The following is a 16,612-nucleotide window of genomic DNA, read 5'->3' on the forward strand; positions in this document are numbered from 1 at the left end:
GGGGATAAGGATCGAAAGGCTTGGACGGTGGGCTCCGCTCGCCGCCCTAGAACTTGGACTCCAGGCGCAGCACGCCCTGGTCCTCGCGCCAGCGCACCTGGTTGAGGAAGCTCATGCCCAGCAGCACGTCCACCGGGGCGTCGCCCTCGACCACCGCGCCTTCGACGCCGAGCACTTCCAGCGGGCCGACCTTGACCCGGTCGAAGCGCACCCGCCAGGCACGCACGTTGCCGCCGGCGGTGCTGGCGGTCATCGGCTTGCCCTCGACGCGGTAGTCGAGGCCGAGCATGCGCGCCTGGTTCTCGTTCATCGCCACGCTGGTGGCGCCGGTGTCCACCATGAACTGCACCGGGTGGCCGTTGATGGAGCCGGCCACCATGTAGTGCCCGTTGTTGCCCCGGGCGATGCTCATCTGCGCCTTGCGTGGGGCGGATGCGGCGGCGTCGGTGCTCCCCGGGGGCGGGGCGGCGCTGTTGTATTCGCGGCTGAGGGCGTAGGGCCGCTCGACACCGTCGATGCGCAGGACCGCGCCCTTGCTGTCGGCGCTGACCACCTGCACGCCACCGGGGCCGGTCTGGCCGACCCGCACCAGCTTGCGCTGGCCGTCGACGCTGATCACCGCCGCGTTTGGGAACAGCCCCACCACCTGCACCACGGGCTCGGCCCAGGCGCTGGTACAGGCCATCAGCAACAGGCCGAGACAGGACAGCTCAAGGCGACGCATGGGGCTTCTCCGGTGGGTCGAAGGGATAGGGCTGCTTCCAGCGGGCGTACAGCGGGCGCAGCTCGCCGCTCTGCACCAGGCGCGTCATGCGCTCGTCGAACAGGGCGGCGAACTCGCGACCGCGCTCGTTGGCGGCGAAGCCGACGTAGAGCGGGAGCGGGGTCAGGAAGGTGACCTGGTAACGCTCCGGATGGGCCGCCTGGGCGAGCACGTCGTCGATCTCGGTGCGGGCATCGATGTAGTAGTCCGCATGGTCCAGGTCGAGCATGGAGAGGATACCGCCCCGGCGCTGGATTTCTTCGAAGTGCTTCAGGTTTGGCAGCTGGTGCTGGTAGTCGTAGCCGCGGATCCACACCAGGCGGTAGCGGCCGATGGTCTGCAGGCTGGGGGCGGGCGCGCCGGCCTTGCCGAGGGCGCTGATCTGGTCGGCGTCGTAGTGCCAGCGGGGGTAGACGGCACCGGCGATCTCGTCGCGGTAGGCGCCCATCCAGGCATCGGCCTCGTGGCGCTGCACCAGCCCCACGGAGCGGGTGTAGGGGACGCTGCGGATCTTCAGGCGAACGCCCACGGGCTCGTAGACCTTGCGCAGGATGTCCCAGCCCAGGCCGCTGCCATCGGCATTGGTGTGGCCGGCCCAGACCTCGGAGGCGATGACGATCTCCGCCACCGGCGGGTGGCCGTCCACCGCCCAGACGGGKGAAACCAGCAGTAGCGACAGCATGCCGAGCAACCTGCGGAGCATCGTCCCGTCTCCCTTCAGATCAGATGCCTGCCAGGCCGACGCCCCAGATGATCAGTTGCATGGCCAGCCAGGCGAAGACGCCGGCCAGCACGTCGTCGAGCATGATGCCGACGCCGCCATGCACGTGGCGATCGATCCAGCGGATCGGCCAGGGCTTGAGGATGTCCATGACCCTGAACACCACGAAGCCTAGCAGCAGCCACTGCCAGCCTTCGGGCACCAGCCAGAGGGTGATCCACATGCCGACCATTTCGTCCCAGACGATGCCTTCGTGGTCGTGCACGCGCAGGTCGTCGGCGACCTTGCCGCACAGCCAGAAGCCGAACAGCATGGTCAGCCCGAGCATCAGCCAGTAACCCCAGTCGGGCAGCATCTGCCACAGCGGGATGAACGGCAGGGCCACCAGCGAGCCCCAGGTGCCGGGCGCCTTGGGCAGGGTGCCGGAGCCGAAACCGAAGGCGAGGAAGTGCCAGGGGTTGCGCCAGACCGAGTGCGGGACCGGCTGGGCCGGCGCTTGTTGCGGATGATCAGTCACCGTGACTCCCGAAATGTTGGTAACCCTGGGCCGGCTGCGGTCGCTCGCGGCCGTCGGCATCCAGCAGGTGGACACCGTGGCCGGCTTCGACACGGCCGATCACGGCCAGTGCCGGCCAGGCGGCCTGCACGGCGTCGAGCTGGTACGGCGGCAGGGTGAACGCCAGGCGGTAATCGTCACCGCCGGACAGGGCCAGGCCCAGGGCCTGGTCGTGGGGGTAGAGCGCTTGCAGGGCCGGCGACAGCGGGACGCGCCCGGCCTCCAGCCACAGGGCCACGCCGGAGGCGGCGGCGATGTGCCCGCAGTCGGCCAGCAGGCCATCGGACACGTCCAGCGCGGCGCTGGCACGGCCACGCAGGGCCAGCCCGAGGGCGAACTGCGGCGGCGGGGCCCAGTAATGATCCAGCAGGGCGGCGGCCTCGGCGCCTTCATCCGACCGCTGGCCAAGCACCAGCGGCAGGGCTCCGGCGGCATCGCCCAGGCTGCCACCCACGCAGAGCAGGTCGCCGGGACGGGCGCCGGAACGCCGCAGGGCTGTACCGGCCGGCAGGCGACCGAACACGGTGAGGGTCAGGCTCAAGGGGCCACGGGTGGTGTCGCCACCCACCAGGGCCAGGCCGCAACGGCGGGCCATGGCGTCGAGGCCGGCGGCCAGCTGTTGCAGCCAGTCGGCATCGGCAGCGGGCAGGGTCAGGGCCAGGGTGAAGCCCAGGGGCGCGGCGCCCATGGCGGCCAGGTCGCTGGCGGATACGGCAAGAGCCCGCTGGCCCAGCAGGAAGGGATCGCACACCTGGGGAAAGTGGACGCCGGCCACCAGGGTGTCAGTGGACACGGCCAACTGCTCGCCCGGTGCGGGCTGCAGCAAGGCGCAGTCGTCGCCGATGCCGAGGGCGATGCCTTCGCCACCCGCCGCGCAGGCGGCGGAGGCGAAGTAGCGACGGATCAGCTCGAACTCACCCATCCGTGGCGGGGGCTCAGCGCTTGCCGCCACGAACCTCGGCGGCGCGCAGGCGGGGCGCCAGCTTGTCGAGGACGCCGTTGACGAACTTGTGCCCGTCGGTGGCACCGAAGACCTTGGCCAGCTCGATGCCTTCGTTGATAACCACGCGGTACGGCACGTCGACGCGGTTCATCAGCTCGTAGGTGGAGAGGCGCAGGATGGCCAGCTCGACCGGGTCGACCTCTTCCAGGGGGCGATCCAGGCAGGGCAGGAAGGCCTCGTCGATCTCGGTCTTCTGGCGCGGTACGCCATGGAGGATCTCGTGGAAGTAGGCACCGTCCACCTGGCTGAAATCGTTGTCGACGCGGAACTGCGCCTCGATCTCGTTCAGGGGCTGGCCGGCGATGTGCCAGGAGTAGAGCGCCTGCATGGCCAGGCTACGGGCCTGGCGACGTGTGGCGATCTTGCCCTTGGCGGGCTTCTTCGGCGCCTCGGGGGCGTCGTTGTCGCTGTTGAAACTCACTTGGCCTCCAAGGCCGCCAGCAGGCTGACCATTTCGAGGGCGGAGAGTGCGGCTTCGGCGCCTTTGTTGCCGGCCTTGGTGCCGGAACGCTCGATGGCCTGCTCGATGGAGTCGACGGTCAGGACGCCGAAGGCGACCGGCACGCCGAACTCCATGGACACCTGGGCCAGGCCCTTGGTGCACTCACCGGCGACGTATTCGAAGTGCGGAGTGCCGCCACGGATGACGGCGCCCAGGGCGATGATGGCGGCGAACTCGCCACGCTGGGCGACCTTCTGGGTGACCAGGGGGATCTCGAAGGCACCGGGGGCACGGATGATGGTGATGTCGTCCTCGGACACGCCGTGGCGGACCAGGGCGTCTACGGCGCCACTTACCAGGCTTTCCACGACAAAGCTGTTGAAGCGGCCGACCACCAGGGCATAGCGGCCTTTGGGGGCGATGAAGGTACCTTCGATGGTCTTCAGGGGCATGGGCGGGTTCTCGTCAATTAAAGAGCGAAGGCCCCGGCCGTTCACGGCCAGGGCCCTTCGGGTCATTCAGCGGGCAGGTATTCTACAACTTCCAGGTCGAAACCGGATATCGCGTTGAACTTCATCGGCGAACTCATCAGGCGCATCTTGCGCACCCCGAGGTCGCGGAGAATCTGCGAGCCGGCACCGACGGTGCTGTAGGTGGAGGGCGTGGTGACCTTGGTCTCGGTGCCCAGCTGTCGTTCCAGGTGCGCCAGCAGCTGCGGGCCGGTCAGCGGGTTGCCCAGCAGCAGCACCACGCCGCTGCCGGAGGCGGCCACTTCCTTCATCGCTGCGCGCAGGCTCCAGCGACCGGACTGGTTGACCATGAACAGGTCGCGCAGCGGGTCCATGTTGTGCACGCGCACCAGGGTCGGCTCTTCCGGGCTGATCTCGCCCAGGGTCAGCGCCATGTGCACGTCGCCTTCTACGGCATCGCGGTAGGTCACCAGGTTGAAGTGCCCCAGTTCGCTGTCCAGCGGCTGCTCGGCGATGCGCTCGACGGTGCGTTCGTGGATCAGGCGGTAGTGGATGAGGTCAGCGATGGTGCCGATTTTGATCCCATGCTCGGCGGCGAAGGCCTCCAGCTCGGGGCGGCGGGCCATGGTGCCGTCGTCGTTCATGATCTCGCAGATCACTCCGGACGCCTCGAAGCCGGCCATGCGCGCCAGGTCGCAGGCTGCCTCGGTGTGGCCGGCACGGGCCAGCACGCCGCCGGACTGGGCCATCAGCGGGAAGATGTGGCCGGGGCTGACGATGTCCTCGGCCTTGGCGCCCTTGGCGGCGGCCACCTGCACGGTGCGCGCGCGGTCGGCGGCGGAGATGCCGGTGGTGACGCCTTCGGCCGCCTCGATGGAGACGGTGAACTTGGTGCCGAAGCCGGAGCCGTTGCGCGGCGCCATCAGCGGCAGTTTGAGCAGTTCGCAGCGCTCGCGGGTCATCGGCATGCAGATCAGGCCACGGGCGAAGCGCGCCATGAAGTTGATGTGCTCGGCCTGCACGCACTCGGAGGCCATGATCAGGTCGCCTTCGTTCTCGCGGTCCTCGTCATCCATGAGGATGACCATCTTGCCCTGGCGGATGTCTTCGATCAGTTCGTCAACGGTATTGAGAGCCATGGGCCCTCCTTATGAATTCAGCGGTTGAGGTAGCCGTGTTCGGCGAGGAAACCTTCGGTGATGCCGGACGCCTGGGGCTCGGCGGCCTTGTCGCCCAGCAGCAGGCGCTCCAGGTAGCGGGCCAGCAGGTCCACCTCCAGGTTCACCCGGCGGCCGGGCCGGTAATCCACCATGATGGTTTCCGCCAGGGTGTGCGGGACGATGGTCAGCTCGAACTCGGCGCCATTGACCGCATTCACCGTCAGGCTCGTGCCGTCGACGGTGATCGACCCCTTCAGGGCGATGTACTTGGCCAGTTCACGCGGCGAGCGGATCCTGAATTGGACGGCGCGGGCGTTGTCTTCCCGGGCGATCACTTCCCCGATGCCGTCGACGTGGCCGCTGACAAGGTGGCCGCCAAGGCGGCTGGTGGGGGTCAGGGCCTTTTCCAGGTTCACCGGGCTGCCCGGCTTGAGGTCGTCGAAGGCGGTGCGCGCCAGGGTCTCGCGGCTGACGTCGGCCCAGAAGCCGTTGCCAGGCAGTTCCACGGCGGTGAGGCAGACACCGTTGACGGCGATGCTGTCGCCGAGCTTGACGTCGCCCAGGTCCAGCTTGCCGGTCTCCACCAGGACCCGGACGTCACCGCCCTTGGGGGTGATGGCGCGAATGGTGCCGATGGCTTCGATTATGCCGGTGAACATGGAGCCTCCCGAGTCATGGAGCGGCCGCCATGGGCAGCCTGGGCGAGGACCGGCACGCGAACGGCCAGGGCCGCGCGGTTCGGTCGAAGGGGGTTGAGCATGTCGATCTCCTGTTTGGTGAGAAACAGGGCTCTGGATCGAATGGGACTTCGCGGACGCACGAACGCGCGCCCAGGCGGGCAATCCCGTTCTCTCTTCATCCGGACTGTGACCGTCGGCCCCGGGATCACACCGGGTCTGCTGACCTTCCCCTCGCCGTGGCGACCGGGAAGCGCTCGCGGGCTATGCGCGTGGCGCAATTACCGCCGGTGGGGACTTCCACCCCGCCCTGAGAACGTTTCGGCCTTCCACTCCAGAAGGCCGAGCGCGTTTTTAACACAGGGCGCGGCCTGCTCCAAGCCAGTCGTTTCGATGGAAATGATCAGCTATCGAGCAACCGGAGGCAGCGGCACGGCGATGATGCGCCAGTCGTCACCGACAGCACGCACGTCGGTGATCTTCAGCTGCGGTGCCTCGGCCATCCGCGCCAGGGGCCAGTCCAACAGGGGACGGGCGCTGGAGCCGAGCAGGCGACCGGCCATGAAGATCTGGAATTCATCCACCAGGCCCGCCCGGGCGAAGGCACCGGCCAGGCGCGGCCCGGCCTCCACCAGCACCTCGTTGGCCCCGCGCGAGCCCAGCTCCAGCAGCAGGCGACGCAGGTCGACATGGCCGTTGCTGCTCGGCACGGCCAGCAGTTCGTGGCCCTCCTCCTGGAAGCGATCCCGCGCTGAGGCCACGGCGCAGGTGGCCACCAGGGCCTTGCCGGCCTGGTAGAAGGGCGCGGAGAGCGGCACCCGCAGGCGGCCGTCCACCAGCACGCGCAGCGGCGGACGGGTCACGGCCAGGGCGGTCAGTTCGGCGTTCAGGCCCAGCTCGTCGGGGCGCACGGTCAGGCGGGCGCCGTCGGTGAGCACGGTGTCGGCACCGGTCAGCACCACACTGGCCCGCGCCCGCAGACGCTGCACGGCGGCACGGGCGGCCGGGCCGGTGATCCACTGGCTTTCGCCACTGGCCATGGCGGTGCGGCCGTCCAGGCTCATGGCGAGCTTGACGCGGACGAAGGGCAACCCGGTTTCCATGCGCTTGATGAAGCCGGCATTGAGCGCGCGCGCCTCGCTCTCCAGCACCCCGGACTGCACGGCGATGCCGGCGTCCATCAGGCGCAGCAGGCCACGGCCAGCCACCTGGGGATTGGGGTCCTGCATGGCGGCGACCACCCGGGCGACGCCGGCGTTCACCAGCGCATCGGCGCAGGGCGGGGTCCGCCCGTGGTGGCTGCACGGTTCCAGGGTCACGTAGGCGGTGGCCCCCCGGGCGCGCTCACCGGCCTGGCGCAGGGCGTGCACCTCGGCGTGGGGCTCGCCGGCGCGGGCGTGCCAGCCTTCGCCGACCACCTGGCCGTCACGGACGATCACGCAGCCGACGCGGGGATTGGGGTGGGTCGAATAGAGGCCCTTGCGAGCCAGTTCCAGCGCACGGGCCATGAAGGCCTGGTCGGATGCGGTCATGCCTTAGTCTTTGGAGGGCTCACGGGCCAGCCGCTCGATTTCCTCGCGGAACTCGTTGAGGTCCTGGAAGCGGCGATAGACCGAAGCGAAGCGAATGTAGGCCACCTCGTCGAGCTTCTGCAGCTCGACCATCACCAGCTCGCCCAGCACCCGCGACTTCACCTCGCGCTCGCCGGTGGCGCGCAGCTTGTGCTTGATGTGGGCGATGGCCTCTTCGAGACGCTCGATGCTCACCGGGCGCTTCTCCAGCGCCCTCTGCATGCCGGCACGGAGCTTGTCCTCGTCGAAGGGCTGGCGGCTGCCATCCTGCTTGATCAGGCGTGGCATCACCAGTTCGGCGGTCTCGAAGGTGGTGAAGCGCTCCTCGCAGGCCAGGCACTCGCGGCGACGGCGGACCTGATCGCCTTCCGCGACCAGTCGCGAGTCGATCACCTTGGTGTCATGGGCGCCGCAGAAGGGACAGTGCATGGCAGGGAGGGGGCTATGGCGGAAAAGAAGGCCACATGGTAGAGCGCATCTCCCTGGCAAGACAAGCAACCGGGGTTTGAGCTATAAGGCCGCGCACACCGCCTGTACCCCCTTGGCCAGGAGTCATGATGCGTCCGCTCTACATCCTTTCCCTTGCCGCCCTGCTGGCCGCCTGCGCCGGCGAGCCGCCCGCCGAACCTGCACCGGCGAAACCGGTCGCCAAGCCCGCTGCCGAGCAGCCGTTGCCCGCCTACATGCGCGCGCTGGACGGCCAGTTGCTGGGCGCCCCCGCCGGCAGCGACGTGGAGCTGGCCTTGCTGGCGGTGGACACCCGCGACCGCCCGCTGCGCCTGCTCGGCAGCCTACGCCTCGACGGCACCGGCACGGCCCTGCCCTTCCGCCTGACCTTCAACCCCGAGGCCTTCCCCCGGGACCTGCGGGTGGAATTGCGCGCCCGGGTCAGCCAGTCCGGCCAGTTGATCCAGCGCCTCGCCCCGCGGCGCATCCCGGCGGCGGAAAGCCAGTCCCTGGGCGCCCTGCAGCTGGAGACCGTGCCATGACGCCGCCCTCGACACTGCAGGCACCGCTCGCCCAGTTGCTCGGCGATGCCCAATTGCGCGCCGAGACGCTGCCGGGCACCGACCTGCGCCTCTGGCTGATCGACGCCGACAACATGGACCGCGCCTTCGACGCCGACGAGACCCGGCGCATCCTCGAAGAGCCGCCCTATTGGTGCTTCTGCTGGGCCAGCGGCCTGGCCCTGGCGCGCTGGTTCGCCGAGCAGCCCCACTGGGTCGCCGGCAAGCGCGTGCTGGACTTCGGCGCCGGCTCCGGCGTGGCGGCCATCGCCGCCGCCAAGGCCGGCGCGGCGGAAGTGGTGGCCTGCGACCTCGACCCGCTGGCCCTGGAGGCCTGCCGCGCCAATGCCGCGCTGAACGGTGTGACGCTCGGCTACAGCGCCGACTTCTTCGCCGAGGCCGATCGCTTCGACCTGGTGGTGGTGGCCGACGTGCTCTACGACCGCGCCAACCTGCCGCTGCTGGACCACTTCCTCAGCCGGGGCCGCGAAGCGCTGGTGGCCGACTCCCGCGTGCGCGACTTCGCCCACCCGCTGTACCGCCGCCTGGCCATGCTGGAAGCCTGCACCTGGCCGGACCTGGCCGAGCCCGAGCAGTTCCGCCACGTGAGCCTGTACCACGCCGCCCGCTGAACCGGCGGATGCGCCACGCCGCTCGCCCCCACCCGGTAGGCGCGCGGCGTTAGCGGCCGTATGATTCGCCCACTCTCTTCCCTGCGCTTACGGAATCCACGATGAGCGACACGCCCTACATCTTCGACGCCACCGCCCTCGACTTCGACCAGTCGGTGATCCAGAACTCCTTCCACAAGCCCGTGCTGGTGGATTTCTGGGCCGAGTGGTGTGCCCCCTGCAAAGCCCTCATGCCGCTGCTGGCACAGATCGCCGAGTCCTACCGGGGCGAGTTGCTGCTGGCCAAGGTCAACTGCGATGTCGAGCAGGACATCGTCATGCGCTTCGGCATCCGCAGCCTGCCCACCGTGGTGCTGTTCAAGGACGGCCAGCCGGTGGACGGCTTCGCCGGTGCCCAGCCGGAATCCCAGATCCGCGCCATGCTCGCACCACACGTTGCCGAACCGGCACCGGAAGCCGCCGACCCGATGGAAGCGGCCCAGGCCCTGTTCGACGACGGCCGCATCGGTGATGCCGAGGCCGTGCTCAAGCAACTGCTGGGCGAAGACAACAGCAACGCCCCGGCACTGATCCTCTACGCCCGCTGCCTCGCCGAGCGCGGCGAGCTGGGTGAAGCCCAACTGGTGCTGGATGCGGTCAAGGGCGACGAGCACAAGCAGGCCCTGGCCGGCGCCCGCGCCCAGCTGGCCTTCCTGCGCCAGGTGAACGACCTGCCCGAGGCCGCCGCCCTGAAGAGCCGCCTCGCCCAGGATGCGGGCGACGACGAAGCCAGCTACCAGTTGGCCATCCACCAGTTGGCCCGCCAGCAGTACGAACCGGCCCTGGATGCCCTGCTGCGGCTGTTCGTGCGCAACCGCAACTACGGCGAAGGCCTGCCCCACAAGACCCTGCTGCAGGTGTTCGACCTGCTGGGCAACGACCACCCGCTGGTCACCACCTACCGCCGCAAGCTGTACCAGGCGATCTACTGATCGCCCTGCCAGGCCGCCCCATCAGGGCGGCCTGGCCGCCTCTCCCGCCTCAGCCCTTCCAGACATACACCGGCGTGTCCGCCCCGGCTTCCAGCTGCACCTGCTCGCAATGGCGCAGGCGCACCAGCAGGCGCTTGCCGGCTGCCGCACTGCCCGCCAGGGCCTCCAGGTCGGCCAGCAGGCGCGGGCCTTCCAGACGGCCGGCCTCGCGCAGCAGCCCCAGGGCGGCCTCCCAGCGTGGGTCCGCCTGCCGGGAAGGGGCGGCTGCCGGTGGCGCAACCGGCTCGGGCGATGCTGCCGGGGCAACGTGCAATTGAGCGCCCAGGCGCTGCCAGTCCTCCTCGTCCATTTCCACCGTCAGATCCACCGGCCAATCACCGATCCGTCCGCGAATGCGCAGCATGCAAGGTTCCTCGATAAACGACGCGCCATGCTCTCACGCCTCTGGAAGCCGGCCCACAGTTGTTATAACGTAACGCCGCTTTTCACCCGCATCTGGAGACTCCCATGCGCCGCCTGCTGCTCGCCCTGCCCTTCGCACTGCTCCCCCTGGCCTTCTCCGTCCAGGCCCATGAACACGACGATCACGACCACGAAGGCCACGGCAGCCTGGGTGCCCACGAGCACGGCGTGGCCCGCCTCAACGCCGCCCTGGACGGCAGCACCCTGGAGCTGGAACTGGAAAGCCCGGCCATGAACCTGGTGGGCTTCGAGCACGAGGCCCGCAGCGATGCCGACAAGGCCGCCGTGGCCAAGGCCCGCGCCGAGCTGGAAAAGCCCCTGGCCCTGTTCGCCCTCCCCGAAGCCGCCGGTTGCAAGGTGTCCGAGCAGGAACTGGAAAGCCCGCTGTTCGGCAACGCCCCGGAAGAGGCTCACGAGCCTGAGCACAAGCACGAGGACGGCGATGAGCACAACCACGCCCACAGCGAGATCCACGCGCGCTACCACCTGGAATGCGCAACGCCGGGCAAGCTGACCGGGCTGGACATCAAGGGCCTGTTCACACGCTTCCCCGCCACCCAGAAAATTCAGGTACAACTGATCGGCCCGAAGGGCCAGCAGGGCGCCGAACTGACCCCCGCAGCCCCCTCCCTGAGTTTCTGACCCCCCGATGAGCCGGCCGGGGCAACCCGGCCGTCCGTACATGAGCCAGACACTGATCGACATCACCGACCTGGGATTCGCCTGGCCCGGCCAGGCCGAGTTGCTGGACATCCCCGCCTTTACCCTCAACAGCGGTGAAACCCTCTTCCTCAAAGGTCCCAGCGGCAGCGGCAAGACCACCCTGCTGGGCCTGCTGGGCGGCGTCCAGGCGCCCGGGCGCGGGCATGTCCGCCTGCTCGGCCAGGACCTCGGTGCCCTCTCCTCCGGGGCCCGCGACCGCTTCCGGGTGGACCACACCGGCTACATCTTCCAGCAGTTCAACCTGCTGCCGTTCCTCTCGGTGCGCGAGAACGTCGAGCTGCCCTGCCGCTTCTCCCGCCTGCGCGCCCAGCGTGCCAGCCAACGCCACGGCAGCGTGTCGGCCGCCGCCGTGACCCTGCTCGGCCACCTCGGCCTCGGCGAGGCCCTGCTGGAGCGCCGCGCCGACGCCCTGTCGATCGGCCAGCAGCAGCGGGTCGCCGCCGCCCGCGCGCTGATCGGCCAGCCGGAGCTGCTGATCGCCGACGAGCCCACCTCGGCCCTGGACGCCGATGCCCGCGAAAGCTTCCTGCGCCTGCTCTTCGGCGAATGCCGCGACGCCGGCACCAGCCTGCTCTTCGTCAGCCATGACCAGAGCCTGGCCCCCCTCTTCGACCGCAGCCTCTCGCTGCTGGACCTGAACCGCGCAGCCCGCCTGCTGGAGGCCTGAGATGCACCTGCTACGCCTGGCCCTGGCGAGCCTCGCCAACCGCCGCTTCACCGCCCTGCTCACGGTCTTCGCCATCGCCATCTCGGTCTGCCTGCTGCTGGCGGTGGAGCGGGTGCGCACGGAGGCCCGCGCCAGCTTCGCCAGCACCATCAGCGGCACCGACCTGATCGTCGGCGCCCGCTCCGGGTCGGTGAACCTGCTGCTCTACTCGGTGTTCCGCATCGGCAACGCCACCAACAACATCCGCTGGGAGAGCTTCGAAGCCATCGCCCAGGACAAGCGGGTGAAATGGGCCATCCCGATCTCCCTCGGCGACTCCCACAAGGGCTACCGGGTGATGGGCACCAGCGAGGCCTACTTCGAGCACTACCGCTACGGCCGCGCCCAGCCGCTGAAGCTGGCCGAGGGCAAGCCCTTCGCCGACCTGTTCGACGTGGTGCTCGGCGCCGAAGTGGCCGAGGCGCTGAAGTACAAGCTGGGCGATCACATCGTGCTGGCCCACGGCGTCAGCACCGTCAGCCTGGTGCAGCACGACGACAAGCCGTTCACCGTGGTCGGCATCCTCGAACGCACCGGCACCCCGGTGGACCGCACCCTGCACATCTCCCTGGCGGGCATGGAAGCGCTGCACGTGGACTGGCAGAACGGCGTGCCCGCGCGCGGTACCGGCAAGGTCAGCGCCGACCAGGCCCGGGCCATGGACCTGCAGCCCAAGGCCATCACCGCCTTCCTGCTGGGGCTCAACAGCAAGATCGCCACCTTCGCCCTGCAGCGGCAGATCAACGAATACAGGAGCGAGCCGCTGCTGGCGGTGCTCCCCGGCGTCGCCCTGCAGGAGCTGTGGAGTCTGATGGGCACGGCCGAGAAGGCGCTGTTCGTGGTCTCGCTGTTCGTGGTGCTCACCGGGCTGATCGGCATGCTCACCGCCATCCTCACCAGCCTCAACGAACGCCGTCGGGAAATGGCCATCCTCCGCTCCGTGGGCGCGCGCCCCTGGCACATCGGCAGCCTGCTGGTGCTGGAGGCCTTCGCCCTGGCCGTGGCCGGCGCGGTGCTCGGGCTCGGCCTGCTGTACCTCGGCATCGCCGTCAGCCAGGGCTACGTGCAGGCCAACTACGGCCTCTACCTGCCCCTGGCGCTGCCCTCCAACTATGAGTGGACACTGCTGGGCGGTATCCTGGCCGCCGCCCTGCTGATGGGCAGCGTGCCGGCCTGGCGCGCCTATCGACAATCCCTGGCCGACGGCCTCTCCATCCGCCTGTGAGCTGCGAATGAAACGTGCCCTGCTGACCCTGCCGGCCCTCCTGCTGCTGGCCACCACCGCCCTCTGGGCGGGGGATGTGCGTGAACTGACCTGGTCGGAGATGATCCCCGCCGACGCCCCGCCGCCTCCGCCGCCCGCCCCGATCCACGACCTGTCGCAGCTGGCCGACTCCCTGGCCAGCGAGTCCGGCCCGGCGGCCACCCAGCAATCCCCGGCCGCCCCGGTGGTCAAGGAACTGGACGGCCAGGAGGTGAAGCTGCCCGGGTACATCGTCCCGCTGGACGTCACCGAGGAAGGCCGCGTGACCGAGTTCCTGCTGGTGCCCTACTTCGGCGCCTGCATCCACGTCCCGCCGCCGCCGTCCAACCAGATCGTCCACGTCACCACCGAGCTGGGCGTGCTGATGGATGCGCTCTACCAGCCGTTCTGGATCGAAGGCCCGCTGCAGGTGAAAGCCTCCACCAGCGAACTGGCCGAAGCCGGCTACCAGATGGAAGCGAGCAAGATCTATCCGTACGAATCCCAGTGAAAACGGAGGGGGCTAACAGGCCGCTGAAAACGTTGGCGAGGCCGCCGATGCAAGGCGAAAGCGGCCGAAAAAGCGCAGTTTACGTGGTGTAAATGAGCATTTTTAGGGTGCTTTCAACGCCGCAGCGGCAACGCAGCCCGTTTTTCAGCAGCCTGTTTAGCAAGCCTGCTAACGAATCCGCATCGGCATTGAGCTAGATCAAGGCGAATGGGGGGCCGGTTCCCTGAAACTGCGTCACAGCCAACACAGCTCAAGACCTGGAGCCCTCCATGAAAAAGTCGTTCCTCGCTGCCTCTCTTCTCGCACTGGCCGTGGCTGCACCCATGGCCCAGGCCCACCAGGCCGGTGACATCCTGATCCGCGCCGGCGCCATCACCGTCAACCCGGACGCCGACTCCTCCAGCGTGAAGGTGGATCGCGGCGCACTGGCCGGTACCGACCTGGGCGGCAAGGCCACCATGAGCAGCGACACCCAGCTCGGCCTGAACTTCGCCTACATGCTGACCGACAACCTGGCCATCGAACTGCTGGCGGCCACCCCGTTCGAGCACGACGTGAAGATCAAGGGCACCGCCCTCGCGCCTGCCAACGGCAAGCTGGGTACCCTGAAGCACCTGCCGCCGACCCTGAGCCTGGTGTACTACCCGCTGGATCCGAAGTCCGCCTTCCAGCCCTACGTGGGCGGTGGCATCAACTACACCTGGATCTATGACGAGCACGTCGGCAGCCAGGCAACCGCCGCCGGCTTCGACAACTTCAACGCGAAGAACTCCTGGGGCCTGGCCTGGCAGGTCGGTGCCGACTACATGCTGACCGACAACGTCATGCTGAACGCCCAGGTCCGCTACATCGACATCGACACCCGCGCCTACGTGGACTACACCAGCGTACGTGCCAAGGTCGACGTCGACGTCGACCCGTGGGTCTACATGGTCGGCCTGGGCTACAAGTTCTAAGCCCTGCTGCACAGAACAAAGGCGCCTTCGGGCGCCTTTTTCGTTTGGGCTGCTGCGGTCCCGGGGTGAAGCCTTAGGGTGACAGCGAGCGGAAAGAAGAAAGGCGCCCGGAGGCGCCTTTCTCATGGAGCGGGCTCAGCGGCCGAGCAGTTCGGCCAGGCCCTTGGCCAGGGGCGTCGGCTCGGGGAAGTCGAAGCGTGCCAGCAGGCGCTGGTTGTCGGCCAGGGAGTGGCGGATGTCCCCCGCACGCCCGGGCGCATGGCGGATCTCCGGCAGGCCACCCACCACCTCGCCGATGGCCGCCAGCAGTTGGTTCAGGCTGGTGGACTGGCGCAGGCCGACGTTCACCGCCCCCACCTCCACAGCCGGCATCTCCAGCGCCTCGGCCAGCACCTGCACCAGGTCGCCGACGTAGAGGAAGTCACGGGTCTGCTCGCCATCGCCGAACACGGTGATGGGTGAACCGGCCAGCGCCCGCTCGGTGAAGATGCTGATCACCCCCGAGTAGGGCGACGACGGGTCCTGGCGCGGGCCGTAGATGTTGAAGAAGCGAAAGATCGCCGGCTCCAGGCCGTGCTCGCGCCGGTAGAAATCCAGGTAGTGCTCGCTGGCCAGCTTGTCCGACGCGTAGGGCGTCAGCGGTGCCTTGGCGGTGTCTTCGTCGATGGCCTGGCCTTCGCCGTTCTGCCCGTACACTGCCGCGCTGGAGGCGAACAGCACGCGCTTCACCCCATGGGTGCGCATGGCTTCGCAGATGTTCAGGGTGCCGATGAAGTTGGCCTGGTGGGTTGCCACCGGGTCATCCACCGAGGCCTGCACCGAGGCCACGGCGGCCAGGTGCGCCACCGCCTTGCAGCCGGCCATGGCACGCGCGACCACCGCCGCATCGGCCACGTCGCCCTCGATCAGCTCCAGACGTGGGTTGTCCAGCGCCAGGTTGCCGGGCTTGCCGGTGGAGAGGTTGTCCAGCACGCGCACGGCGTGCCCGCGGGCCAGCAACTGGTCCGCCAGGTGCGAACCGATGAAGCCGGCGCCGCCGGTGATGAGGATGGGATCAGCCATGTCGGTAGTAGCGGTCCAGCAGGGCCGGCAGGGCCGCACGCCAGGCGCGCGGCTTGATGCCGAAAGTGTGGAAGATCTTCTTGCAGGCCAGCACGGCGTGCTGCGGTTCGTCCGCCGCGTCGGGGCGGGCCGCGTGGGCCTGCGGAGTGATGTCCTGCACCTTCAGCCGGTGCAGGGCGCGTGCCTCGGTGAGCACCGCCTGGCCCAGGGCCAGGGTGGTGGTCGCTTCGTGGGCGCCGTAGTGGTAGGTGCCCCACAGCGGCGCGGCGCAGTCCAGCTGCTTGAGCACCGCCAGCATGACCCGCGCGGCATCGTCGGCCGGGGTCGGGTTGCCACGGCGGTCGTCCGCCAGGCAGATCTCGTCGTCACGCTCGGCGCGGACCAGGAAGCGGCCCAGGGTGCCTTCGCGGCTGTCGTCCAGCAGCCAGCCGAAGCGCAGCAGAACGTGGCGCGGGCACAAGGCCCGAACGCTCTGTTCGATGCGCCAGAGGGACTGGCCACGCAGGCTCAGGGGAATGGTCTCGTCCTTCTCGCTGTAGGCCGTGGCGCGGGCGCCATCGAAGACCCGGTAGCTGGAAGGCTGCAGCAGCACGATGTTGTGGTGCTGGCACAGCTCGGCGAGACGCTCCACCGACCGCTCCTGGGCCGCGAAGCGCTCAGCGCTCACGTCTTCGGCCTGGAACCAGTCGAAGTAGTAGGCGAGGTTCACCACCGCGTCGGGGCGGGTGTCGTCGAGCAACTGCGTCAGGCTGGCGGCGTCCCAACCCTGCTCGGGCGGGCGCGGGGCGAGGAACCCCACATCATCCTCGGCACCCAGGCGAATCAGCGCCTGTCCAAGGGCATTGCCACCGCCCAGCAGCATCAAGCGCATTCGCATAAGGAGTCAGGTCGCTCAAGGCCGAAGTCATACGGACGGGCCGGCCAAAGGCCGGAAAGGCTGCATTCTGCGGGTTTCACAGCGGTACGTCACTACAGG

Annotated in this window: 21 protein-coding genes and 1 riboswitch; of the genes, 8 read left to right on the forward strand and 13 right to left on the reverse strand. The window is 68.9% G+C overall.

Going from position 1 to position 16,612, the window contains the following annotated elements:
• Window positions 1–46: 46 nt before the first annotated feature.
• The 10 genes from SZ55_RS05330 to nrdR all read right to left on the reverse strand — a co-directional run bounded on the left by SZ55_RS05330 (window position 47) and on the right by nrdR (window position 7,792).
• Window positions 47–724: a retropepsin-like aspartic protease family protein gene (locus tag SZ55_RS05330; protein ID WP_044402492.1), complete on the reverse strand. Its 678-nt coding sequence runs from the start codon at window positions 722–724 to the stop codon at window positions 47–49.
• Window positions 711–1,466: a transporter substrate-binding domain-containing protein gene (locus SZ55_RS05335; RefSeq protein ID WP_044402496.1), complete on the reverse strand. Its 756-nt coding sequence runs from the start codon at window positions 1,464–1,466 to the stop codon at window positions 711–713. The genes SZ55_RS05330 and SZ55_RS05335 overlap by 14 nt, the downstream gene beginning before the upstream one ends.
• 19 nt (window positions 1,467–1,485) lie before the next feature.
• Window positions 1,486–2,001, reverse strand: coding sequence for a phosphatidylglycerophosphatase A family protein (locus SZ55_RS05340; RefSeq protein ID WP_044402499.1), 516 nt, complete (start codon window positions 1,999–2,001; stop codon window positions 1,486–1,488).
• The gene (thiL, locus tag SZ55_RS05345) at window positions 1,994–2,962 is read right to left on the reverse strand and encodes a thiamine-phosphate kinase (protein WP_044402503.1); all 969 of its coding nucleotides are present in this window, start codon (window positions 2,960–2,962) and stop codon (window positions 1,994–1,996) included. The genes SZ55_RS05340 and thiL overlap by 8 nt, the downstream gene beginning before the upstream one ends.
• 13 nt (window positions 2,963–2,975) lie before the next feature.
• Window positions 2,976–3,464 carry a transcription antitermination factor NusB gene (gene nusB, locus SZ55_RS05350; RefSeq protein ID WP_044402506.1) on the reverse strand — a complete coding sequence of 163 codons (489 nt, stop codon included), beginning with the start codon at window positions 3,462–3,464 and terminating at the stop codon, window positions 2,976–2,978.
• The gene (gene ribH, locus SZ55_RS05355; protein WP_044402509.1) at window positions 3,461–3,937 is read right to left on the reverse strand and encodes a 6,7-dimethyl-8-ribityllumazine synthase; all 477 of its coding nucleotides are present in this window, start codon (window positions 3,935–3,937) and stop codon (window positions 3,461–3,463) included. The genes nusB and ribH overlap by 4 nt, the downstream gene beginning before the upstream one ends.
• Before the next feature lie 62 nt (window positions 3,938–3,999).
• A complete protein-coding gene (ribBA, locus tag SZ55_RS05360; protein ID WP_044402512.1) occupies window positions 4,000–5,094 on the reverse strand; it encodes a bifunctional 3,4-dihydroxy-2-butanone-4-phosphate synthase/GTP cyclohydrolase II in 1,095 nt (364 codons plus the stop codon).
• A 17-nt stretch (window positions 5,095–5,111) separates the two neighbouring features.
• Window positions 5,112–5,774, reverse strand: a complete 663-nt coding sequence (locus SZ55_RS05365) for a riboflavin synthase (RefSeq protein ID WP_044402516.1) — start codon at window positions 5,772–5,774, stop codon at window positions 5,112–5,114.
• Between the two features lie 183 nt (window positions 5,775–5,957).
• Window positions 5,958–6,114, reverse strand: a riboswitch (FMN riboswitch).
• An 85-nt stretch (window positions 6,115–6,199) separates the two neighbouring features.
• A complete protein-coding gene (gene ribD, locus SZ55_RS05370; protein WP_044402519.1) occupies window positions 6,200–7,324 on the reverse strand; it encodes a bifunctional diaminohydroxyphosphoribosylaminopyrimidine deaminase/5-amino-6-(5-phosphoribosylamino)uracil reductase RibD in 1,125 nt (374 codons plus the stop codon).
• 3 nt (window positions 7,325–7,327) lie between these two features.
• Window positions 7,328–7,792 carry a transcriptional regulator NrdR gene (gene nrdR / locus SZ55_RS05375; RefSeq protein WP_044402522.1) on the reverse strand — a complete coding sequence of 155 codons (465 nt, stop codon included), beginning with the start codon at window positions 7,790–7,792 and terminating at the stop codon, window positions 7,328–7,330.
• A 128-nt stretch (window positions 7,793–7,920) separates the two neighbouring features.
• Between nrdR and SZ55_RS05380 the strand changes: the two genes are divergently transcribed.
• The 3 genes from SZ55_RS05380 (at window position 7,921) to trxA (ending at window position 9,973) form a co-directional block, all read left to right on the forward strand.
• A complete protein-coding gene (locus SZ55_RS05380) occupies window positions 7,921–8,352 on the forward strand; it encodes a YbaY family lipoprotein (protein WP_232060794.1) in 432 nt (143 codons plus the stop codon).
• Window positions 8,349–9,002 carry a class I SAM-dependent methyltransferase gene (locus SZ55_RS05385; RefSeq protein WP_044402528.1) on the forward strand — a complete coding sequence of 218 codons (654 nt, stop codon included), beginning with the start codon at window positions 8,349–8,351 and terminating at the stop codon, window positions 9,000–9,002. The genes SZ55_RS05380 and SZ55_RS05385 overlap by 4 nt, the downstream gene beginning before the upstream one ends.
• 101 nt (window positions 9,003–9,103) lie before the next feature.
• Window positions 9,104–9,973 (forward strand): thioredoxin, encoded by an 870-nt coding sequence (gene trxA, locus SZ55_RS05390; protein ID WP_044402531.1) that lies wholly within the window; start codon window positions 9,104–9,106, stop codon window positions 9,971–9,973.
• A 49-nt stretch (window positions 9,974–10,022) separates the two neighbouring features.
• Here trxA and SZ55_RS05395 read toward each other — a convergent pair whose 3' ends face one another.
• Window positions 10,023–10,376, reverse strand: a complete 354-nt coding sequence (locus tag SZ55_RS05395; RefSeq protein WP_044402534.1) for a hypothetical protein — start codon at window positions 10,374–10,376, stop codon at window positions 10,023–10,025.
• A 104-nt stretch (window positions 10,377–10,480) separates the two neighbouring features.
• Here SZ55_RS05395 and SZ55_RS05400 point away from each other — a divergent pair, with 104 nt between their 5' ends.
• From SZ55_RS05400 to SZ55_RS05420, 5 genes are all read left to right on the forward strand, one after another.
• Complete coding sequence (locus tag SZ55_RS05400) at window positions 10,481–11,077, forward strand: DUF2796 domain-containing protein (RefSeq protein WP_044402537.1); 597 nt, start codon at window positions 10,481–10,483, stop codon at window positions 11,075–11,077.
• A 40-nt stretch (window positions 11,078–11,117) separates the two neighbouring features.
• Entirely contained in the window at window positions 11,118–11,825 is a 708-nt protein-coding gene (locus SZ55_RS05405; RefSeq protein WP_044402540.1) for an ABC transporter ATP-binding protein, read from the forward strand.
• A gap of 1 nt (window position 11,826) precedes the next feature.
• Window positions 11,827–13,089, forward strand: a complete 1,263-nt coding sequence (locus SZ55_RS05410) for an ABC transporter permease (protein ID WP_044402543.1) — start codon at window positions 11,827–11,829, stop codon at window positions 13,087–13,089.
• 7 nt (window positions 13,090–13,096) lie between these two features.
• Window positions 13,097–13,618, forward strand: coding sequence for a DUF3299 domain-containing protein (locus SZ55_RS05415; protein WP_044402546.1), 522 nt, complete (start codon window positions 13,097–13,099; stop codon window positions 13,616–13,618).
• Window positions 13,619–13,887: 269 nt separating this feature from the next.
• On the forward strand, window positions 13,888–14,574 hold the full coding sequence (locus SZ55_RS05420) for an OmpW/AlkL family protein (RefSeq protein WP_044402549.1): 687 nt from the start codon (window positions 13,888–13,890) through the stop codon (window positions 14,572–14,574).
• 135 nt (window positions 14,575–14,709) lie between these two features.
• Here SZ55_RS05420 and SZ55_RS05425 read toward each other — a convergent pair whose 3' ends face one another.
• The gene (locus SZ55_RS05425; RefSeq protein ID WP_044402552.1) at window positions 14,710–15,636 is read right to left on the reverse strand and encodes an NAD-dependent epimerase/dehydratase family protein; all 927 of its coding nucleotides are present in this window, start codon (window positions 15,634–15,636) and stop codon (window positions 14,710–14,712) included.
• Entirely contained in the window at window positions 15,629–16,513 is an 885-nt protein-coding gene (locus tag SZ55_RS05430; protein WP_044402555.1) for a sugar nucleotide-binding protein, read from the reverse strand. Before SZ55_RS05430 ends, SZ55_RS05425 begins: the two co-directional genes overlap by 8 nt.
• Window positions 16,514–16,612 lie beyond the last annotated feature (99 nt).

The sequence above is a fragment of the Pseudomonas sp. FeS53a genome (genome assembly GCF_000931385.1).
Taxonomy (GTDB): Bacteria; Pseudomonadota; Gammaproteobacteria; order Pseudomonadales; family Pseudomonadaceae; genus Metapseudomonas; species Metapseudomonas otitidis.